The organism is uncultured Dysgonomonas sp., assembly GCF_900079725.1.
Taxonomy (GTDB): Bacteria; Bacteroidota; Bacteroidia; order Bacteroidales; family Dysgonomonadaceae; genus Dysgonomonas.
Genome location: NZ_LT599032.1, coordinates 2656742 through 2669733 on the forward strand (window position 1 = coordinate 2656742; position 12992 = coordinate 2669733).

The 12992-nt window shown below is 41.0% G+C and carries 11 protein-coding genes; 1 reads left to right on the plus strand and 10 read right to left on the minus strand.

Annotated features, from left to right (window positions below):
* Nucleotides 1-69: 69 nt before the first annotated feature.
* Entirely contained in the window at nucleotides 70-1389 is a 1320-nt protein-coding gene (ffh, locus tag QZL88_RS11020; RefSeq protein ID WP_296941135.1) for a signal recognition particle protein, read from the plus strand.
* A gap of 67 nt (nucleotides 1390-1456) precedes the next feature.
* Here ffh and QZL88_RS11025 read toward each other — a convergent pair whose 3' ends face one another.
* The 10 genes from QZL88_RS11025 to thrA all read right to left on the minus strand — a co-directional run bounded on the left by QZL88_RS11025 (nucleotide 1457) and on the right by thrA (nucleotide 12968).
* Nucleotides 1457-2665, minus strand: a complete 1209-nt coding sequence (locus QZL88_RS11025) for a vWA domain-containing protein (protein WP_296941137.1) — start codon at nucleotides 2663-2665, stop codon at nucleotides 1457-1459.
* 192 nt (nucleotides 2666-2857) lie between these two features.
* Nucleotides 2858-3661, minus strand: a complete 804-nt coding sequence (locus QZL88_RS11030; RefSeq protein WP_296941139.1) for a M48 family metalloprotease — start codon at nucleotides 3659-3661, stop codon at nucleotides 2858-2860.
* A 238-nt stretch (nucleotides 3662-3899) separates the two neighbouring features.
* On the minus strand, nucleotides 3900-4637 hold the full coding sequence (gene ubiE, locus QZL88_RS11035) for a bifunctional demethylmenaquinone methyltransferase/2-methoxy-6-polyprenyl-1,4-benzoquinol methylase UbiE (RefSeq protein WP_296941141.1): 738 nt from the start codon (nucleotides 4635-4637) through the stop codon (nucleotides 3900-3902).
* Between the two features lie 21 nt (nucleotides 4638-4658).
* A complete protein-coding gene (locus tag QZL88_RS11040) occupies nucleotides 4659-5225 on the minus strand; it encodes a zeta toxin family protein (protein ID WP_006800797.1) in 567 nt (188 codons plus the stop codon).
* A gap of 5 nt (nucleotides 5226-5230) precedes the next feature.
* The gene (locus QZL88_RS11045) at nucleotides 5231-6181 is read right to left on the minus strand and encodes a phosphoribosylaminoimidazolesuccinocarboxamide synthase (protein ID WP_296941144.1); all 951 of its coding nucleotides are present in this window, start codon (nucleotides 6179-6181) and stop codon (nucleotides 5231-5233) included.
* A 515-nt stretch (nucleotides 6182-6696) separates the two neighbouring features.
* Nucleotides 6697-7683 carry a PhoH family protein gene (locus QZL88_RS11050; RefSeq protein ID WP_296941145.1) on the minus strand — a complete coding sequence of 329 codons (987 nt, stop codon included), beginning with the start codon at nucleotides 7681-7683 and terminating at the stop codon, nucleotides 6697-6699.
* A gap of 186 nt (nucleotides 7684-7869) precedes the next feature.
* Entirely contained in the window at nucleotides 7870-8475 is a 606-nt protein-coding gene (locus tag QZL88_RS11055) for an SIS domain-containing protein (protein ID WP_296941148.1), read from the minus strand.
* A 175-nt stretch (nucleotides 8476-8650) separates the two neighbouring features.
* The gene (locus tag QZL88_RS11060) at nucleotides 8651-9064 is read right to left on the minus strand and encodes a hypothetical protein (RefSeq protein WP_296941150.1); all 414 of its coding nucleotides are present in this window, start codon (nucleotides 9062-9064) and stop codon (nucleotides 8651-8653) included.
* 189 nt (nucleotides 9065-9253) lie between these two features.
* On the minus strand, nucleotides 9254-10465 hold the full coding sequence (locus tag QZL88_RS11065; protein WP_296941152.1) for a cofactor-independent phosphoglycerate mutase: 1212 nt from the start codon (nucleotides 10463-10465) through the stop codon (nucleotides 9254-9256).
* A 61-nt stretch (nucleotides 10466-10526) separates the two neighbouring features.
* The gene (gene thrA, locus QZL88_RS11070; RefSeq protein ID WP_296941154.1) at nucleotides 10527-12968 is read right to left on the minus strand and encodes a bifunctional aspartate kinase/homoserine dehydrogenase I; all 2442 of its coding nucleotides are present in this window, start codon (nucleotides 12966-12968) and stop codon (nucleotides 10527-10529) included.
* Nucleotides 12969-12992 lie beyond the last annotated feature (24 nt).

Here is a 12992-nt window from a genome sequence, read left to right on the forward strand (position 1 = left end):
TTCACTTTATAGCAAAAGTTTATATCTTTGTGCTCCCATATAACATTGATAATAAATAACAACAATAATATGTTTGAAAGTCTAAGTAATAGATTAGAACGCTCGTTTAAGATACTGAAAGGTGAAGGTAAAATCACCGAAATAAATGTAGCCGAAACGCTGAAAGATGTACGTCGTGCATTACTCGATGCCGATGTTAACTACAAGACAGCTAAGCAGTTTACCGAAATCGTTAAGGAAAAGGCATTAGGACAGAATGTACTTACAGCCGTGAAGCCTGAACAGTTGATGGTGAAAATCGTTCATGACGAATTGGCTGCATTGATGGGGGGTACGGCAACCGATATAAATCTGAAAGGTTCTCCGGCTGTTATACTTATGTCGGGTCTTCAAGGTTCGGGTAAGACTACTTTCTCGGGTAAGCTGGCAAAATTGCTGAAATCCAAGAAAGGCAAAAATCCATTACTTGTTGCCGGTGATGTCTACCGTCCTGCTGCTATCGAACAGTTGAAGATACTGGGCACGCAGATAGAAGTTCCTGTATATTCGGAAGAAGATAACAAGAATCCGGTACAGATAGCCCAGAATGCGATCAAATTTGCGAAACAAAACGGAAATGACCTTGTAATTATAGATACAGCCGGACGCCTGGCTATAGATGAGGAGATGATGAAGGAGATTACAGCGGTAAAAGATGCTGTAAAACCTGACGAAATCCTCTTTGTAGTAGACTCCATGACGGGGCAGGATGCTGTAAATACCGCCAAGGAATTTAACGACAGACTCAACTTCGACGGAGTTGTCCTTACCAAGCTGGATGGTGATACCCGTGGTGGTGCTGCGTTGTCTATCCGTTCGGTAGTGGATAAGCCGATCAAATTCGTGGGTACAGGCGAGAAGATGGATGCACTCGATGTATTCCACCCTGAACGTATGGCCGACCGTATTCTCGGTATGGGTGATATCGTTTCACTCGTGGAAAGGGCGCAGGAGCAATATGATGAAGAAGAAGCGCGCCGTCTGCAAAAGAAGATTGCCAAGAATCAGTTCGACTTTAACGACTTTATCGGGCAGATACAGCAGATAAAGAAGATGGGTAACCTGAAAGATCTTGCTTCTATGATTCCGGGAGTGGGAAAAGCCATTAAGGATTTGGATATTGATGATGATGCCTTCAAAAGTATTGAGGCTATCATTTATTCCATGACACCAAACGAAAGGTCTCAGCCTGAAATTCTGAATGGAAGTCGCCGTCAGCGTATAGCTAAGGGTAGCGGGACATCTATACAAGAGGTGAATAAACTGATTAAGCAGTTTGATGAAACCCGTAAGATGATGAAGATGATGACACAAATGAAAGGTGGCAAAATGCCTAAGATGAGAAGATAATATCCTTACAAATAAGAAAGTTAAACCCGGCCTGTGATATTACAAGCCGGGTTTTGTTGTATATACACTATCGTTTAGCTTTTCCTTCCAGTTGGATACTTTTTTTAGCTGCTTGTGTTTTTACAGCCCTGTAGATAACATCATCAAATGAGCCTTCAACCTTTTCCTTATCCATCTTCGATAGTTCTTCATCTATATGCTGTTGGCGCTGTTTGCTCAGGTTTTTTATTTCCTGTTCCAGTTTTTTACGCTTTTCTATCAGTTCATCCACATATTTCTGACGTTCTTCTGCTGACATTTTTTGCATATTGTCAGGTAGATCTTTTTCAGGTATATTGGATATCTTCTTACCATTCATCACTTCATTTATCAGTTCTTCAGCTCCATAATAAGTATCCTTGTTGGCAGCCGAAAGGTTATATTCGGCCCGTCTTGCATTGATCGCTGCATCGCCAGCATTAACCTTTGCGCTTTGCAGTTGCTTCACTTCTGTCAGTTCTGATGAACTGCCATAGTATTGGCGTGTGTTGTCCAATTCGTATTGCAGTTTATTTATCCTGTCGTCGTAGGGGGTTCTTACAGCAATATTGTTCACACTCATGTCGGTTTGGATATATTCCCCTTTTGTCTTATCGGCTATCTCTTTCCATATGCGGGCAGCAGTTGGCTCATTCCCCATTAGTATGGTATTGATTACAATCCCTTTCTTTATAGCTTCCGAGCAGGTTTCAGGATAATGGACGTCGTCTTTATAGTCCATATGTGGAGGATAATCGCCTACAAGAAATATAGCCCGGTAAGTATTGGGCAGATTGTCCCATTCCATTTTATTCACTCCTTCGTATAGTGCCTGATTTACACTTTCGGGTCCATCTCCGCCGCCACTGGCATTCATTGCCATGAGTTGTTCATACAGATTGTCCATGTTTGTCCCCAAGGGAATAATTTTGGTTATAAAATCGTCTCCCCTGTCGCGGTAAAAGAGCATACCTACTTCTATTTCCGGGGCAGGATCGGTTTGTGAAAGACTACTTGTTATAGACCATATCTTCTCTTTTGCCGTACCTATCAGTCCTCCCATGCTACCGGTGGCATCGAGAAGGAATACTACCTGTATTTTGGGTTTGGCTATCCGGTCTGTTTTCTCTTGCAGATTACTTGCCGGTAATTCGGATGTGATATGACGTCCCGGTTTTTTGATGAAGGCTACGCAAGTACAGTAGATGAATATACTTACAGGAAGTATAAATAATAGAATGTAAAGTCGCTTTTTCATATGCTTTCGTATTAAGTTAGTTATCGTTATACCTAAAGCAAATATACGTGATATGAAAATTATGTATCGGGCAAAACGGGTGAACAGGCTTTCTTAAATGGTAAAGAAGGATTATGACTGTTCTATCCGAGGAAAAGCAAGCCTGCAAAGTCATACTTTGCAGGCTTGTATAATCTATTTGATCAGTGGGTCTTATTTAGAAGAGATAAGAGACGCGCGCAGTGAATTGTTAGAATTAACACCGATAAACTTAGAGGCAGCGCTTAGTTCGGCTGTATCATCATCGGCTGCAGCTTGGTCTGCAGATTCCATTTCAGCAAATTTAGTTAATGCAGAAACTAAAGCATCAGCTGATACATTGTTCTTTGTCAACAAATTATATGCATACTCATCTGCCTTCTTATTTTGCTCATCGTTATAAGGAACCTGTATGAGTTCGTTGATTACTGTACCCATTTTGTCTCCTGAGAATGAAAGTAGTTTTTCCAACTGTGCAGAACCTGCTTTAGTCGCATTATCTTCAGATGCGACTTTTAATAGTGAGTCACGAACATCCTTGTTTGCGATATGGCCAATCTGAGTAGAAATAACGGCCAGAAGTTCTTCGTCAGATAGCATATCCATCATACCTGTATAAATACGGATGCTACCATCAGCTGTAGCCAGAATGTTTACTTCAGGATTTTCATACACTTTATAGTTAAGGCTTAGTCCGTCTACAGAAATATAGTCTGTAGCTACCAGGCCTGCCAGTCTTTTGTAATAGTCAGAGTCCTCTCCGGCGATAGTATTATTGTTGTCCATAAACTCTACTATCTTTACCGAAGCTTTGTTGGCTACTATATCAGAAGCCATATCTCCGGCAACATCGCCTACAGCTTTTGTTACAGACTTACTCGCTTTTTTCAGGGCTTTTCCAAATTGTGCATTTGCGGGAAGTGATATCGCACACAAAACAGCAACTAATGTTGTTGCTAAAAATAATTTTTTAGTCATAGTTTTAATTGTTTGTTTAAAATAGGTTTAGTATGTAGTTTTTTAATTTAAAAATCTCCGTGTGTTATTAGAAGCGTTAATTTTGTCATGCGCTCTTTCTGATGGCAAATATATCACATTATTCTTAAATTAAACAATTATAACTTAAAAAATGAATTTTTTGATGTTCTCCATACTCTTTTTCAGTATAGATAAATTTGTTGAGAAAAGATATAAAAAAATTAACTGTAAATGTTACTCATTTGGTAGCCAGATACATGGAACATGTACCCATTGTGTAAGTTTTATAAAATGCCTCACTGAACCCGTTCTTTAGGAGTGTGTTGGTCATGTCTTTGCCTTGTATAAAGGCCTGTATTGATTTTGGGAGGTAAGAGTATGCCGTTTTATCTTTGGATATGATCCGGCCTATTGTGGGTATAAACAAGTTGGTGTATAGCCAGTAACCCTGTTTCATAGGGAAATGTGCAGGAACAGTCAGTTCCAGTATCATCAGTTGTCCTCCCGGTTTGAGTACACGTAATATTTCTTTGAGTCCCTTGTCGAGATCCTCAAAATTGCGGACGCCGAAAGCGACCATGGCGGCATCAAAAGAATTATCGGGAAGAGACAGGGCCATACAATCTTCTTTAGCGAAGCTGATCTTATCTGATAATCCCGCTTTAGCTACTTTTTTTCGGCCTACTTCCATCATTCCTTCCGATATATCTATGCCCAGTATAGACTGCGGTTTCAGGATATCATAGGCTTGGATAGCCAGATCTCCTGTACCGGTGGCAATATCGAGAATTGTTTGAGGATTCAGCTTTTTTAGCATGGAAAGTCCCTTCTTACGCCAGCTGATATCGATTCCCATCGACATAGTACGGTTCAACGTATCGTAATTTTCAGCAATAGAATCGAACATGCGCTCTACTTGGGCTCCTTTGTTTTCGGAACTGGAATAGGGTACTATTTTTTCGGCGTCGTAGGTCATTTCCGTTAAGCGTTGTTGTATTTATATGTTCTTGAGATAATAGAATATATCCTCATCGTGAATATCGATGATTTTAGTCCTGTTTCCCTCTGCAATCATTTGGAAGGGGTCTGTGGAATTATCTACCAGAAGCCAATAATCGGCAATAGGGATAAACATGGAGAAAAGGTTTCTCATGCCGGCATAATAGCGTCTTACAACCACATCATCGTCGACATGATGCCCTCCAAACCGCACACGTTGTTCGACACGTTTGATCGCCAGTTCGGGCGATTCGAGCCAGAAGTAGATAAGGGTAACAAAATAACCCTCCTTTTGTGCCCTGCGTATAAAGTTGGCATAAGATTTGGTAGCCAGTGTTGTCTCTATTGCAAAATCCTCCTGCATGCGCAGCATCTCGTTCATGCGCATAATCATAAGGCGGCCGGCATCGATAGCTACGGTCTCCGGCTGGAAAGGAGAAAGACCTTTGGCTATTTCATCGGCATTGATAAACTCCTTACAGTCGAGCATTTCGGGAAACATGGCATACGACGCGGTTGTTTTTCCCGCGCCGTTACAGCCTGATATGATATAGAGATTCGGCATTTCTCTTAACCTCTTTGTTTTAGATATTCGTTTATATTTTTTTCGAGACGTACAGCCACATCAGCAGCTTCTGCCTTTACGAATTTCTCACCTACTATCTTTTCATATAGTTCGATGTAGCGTTCCGATACAGAATTACAGTATTCTTCGGTCATTTCGGGTACTTTCTGTCCGTCTTTTCCCTGAAACCCGTTATCCATTAACCATTTGCGTACGAATTCTTTCGACAGCTGGCGTTGTTCTTCCCCTTTGTCGAATAGTTCCTGGTAGGTATCTGCATAGAAATAACGAGACGAATCCGGTGTGTGAATTTCGTCGATCAGATAAATCTTGCCGTCTTTTTTCCCAAACTCGTATTTTGTATCTACCAGTATCAGGTTCTTCTGAGCTGCCATTTCAGTTCCACGTTGAAACAAAGCATAAGTATATTTCTCCAGTTGCTCGTATTCTTCTTTGCTCACCAGTCCCTGAGCGATAATCTCCTCTTTCGAAATGTTTTCATCATGTCCTACATCTTCTTTTGTAGTAGGGGTAATAATGGGGGTAGGGAATTTTTCATTTTCTTTCATCCCTTCCGGTAGAGGTACACCGCAAAGCGTCCTTGCTCCGGCTTTGTATTCGCGCCATGCACTACCTGTAAGATATCCGCGGATAACCATCTCTACTTTATATTGTTCGCACCTCAGACCAACGGTTACCATAGGATCCGGAGTATCCAGTTTCCAGTTAGGGACAATATCGGCGGTAGCATCCAAGAACTTGGCTGCAATCTGATTCAGGACTTGACCCTTGTAAGGTATGCCCTGTGGTAATACAACATCGAATGCTGAAATACGGTCGGTAGCGATCATTACCAATAGATCGTCACCTATCGAATATACGTCTCTCACTTTACCATGATAAACGTTTGTCTGTCCCGGAAAATTAAAATCTGTTCTTACTAAAGTATTCTTCATTTGTTTAAAAATCTAATTTGTTCAGTCTTATAACAAAAAAGTACGCTCAAAGTTACGCCAAAGTTGCTTAAAAAGCAATAAAGATGTTAATTAATAAGTACAGCCTTCCGAGTAACTGATAGTACTGTAGTGGTAAATATTTAAGTATTTGACAAACAGTCTTTCTTGTGCAAAAGGTAACAAAGGTAACACAGAAAACAATTAATAATTAAGAATGAAAAAATTAGTAATCAGCTTGTCATGCTGAGCAGAGCGAAGCATCTCGTCAGTAAACAGTGAACAACTTGTATCTTGTATCTCGTTTACTTGTATCTCTTTTCAAAAGATAACAAAAGTTACACTTTTGCCGCATTTCTTCATTGTCATATTTTTTATTATAAAGTGATTATTTATTAATCGTTATATACAATTTTCAATATAGATAAATGAAATTGGAACGAATTATAGTTTTTACTTCTTTTCGGAGTTTAAGCAATAAAAAAGGTGGAAAATATTTTCCACCTTTTTCTATAAATCTAAATTCTTTCTCCTTTTACAGTTGTTGCTTTTCTCTCTTCCCGCTTCTCCCTTTTATCCTCTCTTTCGTATGCATCTACAATGCTCTGGACGAGTTTGTGACGGACGATATCGGTCTTGTTAAACTCGATATAGCCTATCCCTTTCACATCTTTCAGTATGCGCAAGGCATGTTTCAGTCCCGACTGCTGGGACGGAGGAAGGTCTATCTGGGTAATGTCACCCGTGATAATCATTTTGGCGTTCATACCCAAACGGGTGAGGAACATCTTTATCTGGTGCGTGGTTGTATTCTGCGCCTCATCGAGAATAATGATCGCGTCACTGAGTGTGCGTCCGCGCATAAAGGCCAAAGGAGCTATCTGTATCGTCTTATTTTCGATATACTCCTTTAGTTTGGCCGGGGCTATCATATCTTCAAGTGCATCATACAACGGTTGCAGATAAGGGTCTATCTTATCCTTCATATCTCCCGGAAGAAATCCGAGTTTCTCCCCTGCTTCCACTGCAGGGCGGCTAAGGATTATCTTCTTTACCTCTTTATTTTTAAGGGCTTTTACTGCCAAAGCAATGGCTGTATATGTTTTTCCCGAACCCGCAGGCCCGATACCGAATACCATATCGTTTTTGAAAAAACTGTTTACAAAATTCTGCTGGTTTGGTGTGCGTGCGAAAATCGGTTTACCGGTCAGTCCGTAGATAATGAGGTTGTCCTGTTTTATTGTGTTTGGGGATTTCCCTTTTACAATGTCTATGATATCTTCTTCTGTCAGTTTGTTCCGTTCATTCGCATATTTCTCGAGCTCCCTTATCTTTTCTTCAAAGGCAGGAACATCTTCGGCATTACCGATTGCTTTTATAGCATTGCCACGAGCTACGATACGCAGCTTTGGAAAAAGGGTTTTTAATAATTGTATATTGGCGTTGTTTATCCCGAAAAAGACAACAGGGTCTATATGTTCTAAAATAATTATTTGTTCTATCATTCAATTCTGTATCAAGAATGTACCATGTGATTTATTCTGTTTTGTCGGGTAGTGGTATGTAATGGTATGCAAAGATAAGGATATTCGATAATATATTCGTTATTCATCTATAATTATTCTTTCAGCCAATAATATGCAAAGAATGGATATTATTGGCTGAATTGATTTAAGGATGTTATTCAATTATTACTTACTCATCTCTCTCGATTTATCTCCCAGGTATCCCCCATGATGGCGTTTGGCATAATCGGAGGGTGAGAAATTGATCCTTTTCATTGTACCCACTACAAGTATATCGCCTATTACGGTCATCACTGTGGTAGAGGTGGTCGGTGTCAGTCCCAGATTACAGACTTCCTCCGGCCGGCCGGTAAGGATGCATACATCAGCTTTCTGTGCCAGTAAGCTGTCCGGGTCGCTGGTGATAACAATAAACTTTATCCCCGGAATAAGATTTTTTGCAAGAGATATAAGTTCGATGATCTCCCGTGTCTTTCCCGAATTGGAGATAGCCAGGACTATATCGTTTTCTTGCAATATTCCCAGATCGCCATGTTGTGCCTCACTCGGATGCAGGAATACAGAGGGTGTTCCCGTGGAGCTGAATGTAGTTGCAATGTTTTGTGCAATCTGTCCAGCCTTTCCCATACCGCTGGTTACCAGTTTGCCTTTCTTATTATTCACTTGTTCTACAATAAGGTCTATGGCCTGCGTATATGCGTCGCTCACCGGGATATTTAGTATGGCACTAGCTTCAGCGCTCAATAGAGAGCGGATATTTTCTGTATTCATATATTTAATTTTTTGCTATGCCAAAGATATAATATTTATCTCATTTTATACAGAAAGCTTTTTGGTTTAATAAACTCCTTTTCTTTCCGCTTAATTTCGCGAAAAAAGAAGCAAGTATACTTCCTGCATTACAGGTCATATACTTGCTCGAGTGTGTAAAAAAATCAAACCTATGTTATTTCAGTGTGATGAGTTTTTCTTTTGTACTATCAAAAATTGCTTTTTTTATGGATAGGACTTTTCCTGATGAGTGGTAAGAATAAATCCAATAGTGACAAATTCCGGACCATTCTTTCGAATGAGGATCCCATGTTGTATATAAAACGTCTGTTACTTTTTTCTTTTCGTTATATCTATAGTTATGTTTCTGAACCGGAAGCCAATATTGTCTTTTATCTTTCATAAATACGGTCCTTTTTGTGCATAAGCCTTCTATATCATATTGATATATGATTTTTACTTCATTGCCTTTTGTTCCTTTATAGAAAGAGATTGCTTCTGTTTTGCCTTCTTTCTGTGAATAGAGGCTGACTGATAGAAATAGAATTGTAAATAAGATCGTTAAGGCTTTAGCTTTCATAATTATCATTTTAATTGGTGTTTAGAGTTCTTTCTGAAAGAATATCCAATTTTTATGCCAAAAAATATAATATTCTGATTTGCATTGTTTTATGTTCATTCCTTAATTTGTGATCATGTCCACTAACGGACAGAGTGGACACAAAAAAGTCCGGAAAACTTATTTCCCGGACTTCATATATGCATTATAGACCGCTACTTATTTATCGCTAAACAAGGTTTCCATAAATTCTTTTCCTTTTATTAGCCCGTATGCGCCCTTTGGTGATTCGAACTCATCATATAGCTGTACGCCATCTGCCTCTCCGTTCGACCGGTAGATAAGGAAGGGTATAGGCTTGTTTGTATGTGTCTTAATAGCACATGGGGTAGGGTGATCGGGCAGGATGGCGATAGTAACCGGCTCGTCCCATCCTTTAGTCGCTTCATATATTGGTTTTACAACCCTGCTGTCCAGAAATTCGATGGTACGGGTTTTTAACTCATAATCGCCTTCATGTCCGGCCTCGTCACTGGCCTCGATGTGTAGATATACGAAATCGTCGTTCTTCAATGCTTCGACGGCCGCTTGCGCTTTTCCTTCATAGTTGGTGTTCCATAGTCCGGTAGCACCTTTTACATGGATAAGTTTCAATCCTGCATATACGCCGATACCCATAATAAGGTCTACCGCAGAGATTACCGATCCGCTTTTTATTCCGAATAATTCCTGCAAAGTCTGCATTTGAGGGCGGTAACCCGGAGACCATGGCCAGATACTGTTTGCAGGGTCTTTGCCTTCGGCGATTCGTTTCTTGTTGACAGGATGATCTTTTAATAGTTCCTGCGATTTCAGGATCAGCTGATTCAGGTAATCGGCAGATTCTTTTGCTTCGGGTGTTTCCGGCTTTATGAGGACATCCCTGAATGGTGTTCCTGTAACGTCATGCGGGGCCGTGCAATCGAGATTTTTATTTCCTCCTTCAAGTTTCAGCAGGTGGCGATACGATACTCCCGGATAGAAGCTCACTTTTCCGTCGTTCAGTTCCTTATCCAGAAAGTGAATAAGTTCGGCGGCTTCTTCATTCGAAATATGTCCTGCCGAATGGTTTTTTATCTTTCCGTCTTCGATGCAAATCAGGTTGCAGCGCATGGCCATTTCGCCCGGCAGAATATCCACGCCCATACTGGCGGCTTCGAGTGAACCTCTGCCTTCAAAAACCTTAGGCACATCGTACCCGAGTACCGACAAGTTGGCTATTTCACTACCCGGTTTAAATCCGGGAGGGATGGTATCCAACTCACCGCTTTTGCCTTTGGCGGCAAGCATGTCTATATATGGCTTCTTGGCCACTTGTAATGGAGTTTTATTCCCTAATGCGGCGATAGGCTCATCAGCTGCGCCATCGGCCAGGATTATAATTGTTTTCATAAGACTATATTTAATAAAATTATAAACAGATTAATATTCTGTTTTTCATGGACCGAGAAGGTTACCTCACATTTGCAATACTAATAATATCCGAAAATACCCCCGCGGCCGTGACGCTTGCGCCTGCGCCGTATCCTTTTATTATCATAGGGTATTCGTTGTATCGCTCTGTCGTTATCTGTATGATGTTATTACTACCTTCGAGATCATAGAAAGGATGGTTTTGTCCTACCTCCTGTAAGCCTACTTCACATTTTCCGTTCTCGTATTTCGCTACAAAACGGAGGTGCTTATGTTCGCTTTCCAGTTTCTTACGCCTTTCCTCAAATTCGGAGTCCAGTTGACGGATATTTGCCCAGAATTCTTCAATGGTGCCATTGAAATACTCTTGCGGGACAAACAGGTTCTTTTCCACATCGGCCTGTTCTACCTGATATCCGGCTTCACGTGTAAGGATAACCAGTTTGCGGACAACATCCATCCCACTGAGGTCGATACGCGGATCGGGCTCTGAATATCCGCTTTCCTTGGCCAGATAAATGGCTTTGCTGAAAGGAATATCTTTGCTTATGGTATTGAATATGAAATTGAGCGTACCCGAAAGTACAGCTTCTATTTTTACTATTTTGTCTCCCGAATTGATCAGGGAGTTCATTGTATTAATGATGGGAAGCCCGGCGCCCACATTTGTTTCGAACAGGAATTTTATGTTGCGTTCGCGTGCTGTATTCTTCAGCTTTGTATAATTGTCGTAGGCAGACGATGCCGCTACCTTATTGGCTGTGACCACCGAAATGTTCTGTGACATCAGGTCTCCATATATCTGTGATACAGGCTCACTGGCTGTGCAGTCTACAAATACGGCATTAAATATGTTCATATTTATAATCCCGTCGCGTAATATTTCGGGTGAACTCGGTATACCTTTTTCGTCCAGTTCGGTTTTGTAATTATCAAGGTTTATACCTTCGCGGCAGAACAGGGCTTTGCGTCCTCTGGCTATACCCACAACATTTAACTTGAGTGCATACTGTTCCATCAGTTTCGGTTGTTGCTGGCGGATTTGCTCTATCAGGTTTCCTCCCACTGTACCGATGCCGACAATGAAAAGGTTCAATGCTTTGTATTCCGACAGGAAGAACGAATCGTGAATAGAGTTCAACGCTTTTCGCAGATACTTATTCTTGATAACGAATGAAATATTTACTTCCGAAGCTCCCTGTGCACAGGCAATGACACTGATTCCACTCTTGCCAAGTGTTTCAAAAAGCTTTCCGGCAATACCCGGCGTATATTTCATATTTTCGCCAACGATAGCAACTGTGGCGAGTTCGCTTTCAAGTAATACACGGTTGATACTGCCTAATGATATTTCTTTCTCGAATTCTTCTTCAAGTACACTTACAGCAAGTGCGGCGTCTGCCGAACGGACGCCTATGGATGTACTGTTCTCGGACGAAGCCTGTGAAACAAGGAACACACTGATGCCATTCTTTGCCAGCGCGCGGAATATACGGAAATTGACGCCGATAATACCTACCATACCAAGCCCCTGTACTGTGATCAGGCAAGAGTCCGAGATGGAAGAAATACCTTTTATCATGGCCTTGCTTTTCCTGATCTCTCCATCGTGCGAGATGTATGTCCCCGGTGCTTCGGGCTTGAACGTGTTCTTTATGCGAATAGGTATATTCTTATGATATACAGGGAATATTGTAGGCGGATAAATCACTTTTGCCCCGAAGTTACAAAGTTCGGTAGCTTCGGTAAAAGTAAGATTTTCGATTACATGCGCGTTATTTATCACTTTGGGATCGGCCGACATAAAGCCGTCGACATCCGACCATATTTCCAGAATATTGGCATCGAGAGCCGAAGCGAAGATTGCAGCAGTATAGTCTGATCCTCCCCGTCCCAGATTTGTAATCTCCCCTGTAGTTTTACAGGTGGATATAAATCCGGCAACCAATACCTTTTTTGATGAATTTTCGAAAGCGTTGCGTATCAGTTTATTTGACAGCTCCATGTCGGGTGTATGTTTCCCGAATGCAGAGTCGGTCTTGATAAGCTGTGTTACATCAAGTACCTCATAGTCTGAGAATGAGTAGCTGATTATCAATGTAGAGAGCCGTTCTCCATAACTGACTATCTTGTCAGATGTTTTTGGCGAAAGGTCATTGATAAGAAATACTCCTTTGAAGATATTACTTAGTTCGTCCAGTAACTTGTTGACTTCAACTGCCAGTTTCTCGCGTTGAGGTTCGGATATATCAAGTTTGCTGACAACCGTTACATGTTGTTCCACTATTTCTCTGAATTCCCGTTCGTATGAATAATCTCCGGCTGCCGCCAACCGGGAGGTCGTTAATAATTTGTCCGTTATACTTTTGAAAGCTGAAACTACTACGACTATGGGTTCATTAACCCCGCTTATTATTTTCTTTACGTTTGCTATGTTTGTGGCGGAACCTACGGATGTGCCACCAAATTTCATTACCTTCATTTAGTATATTGTTGGTTTTGCTTT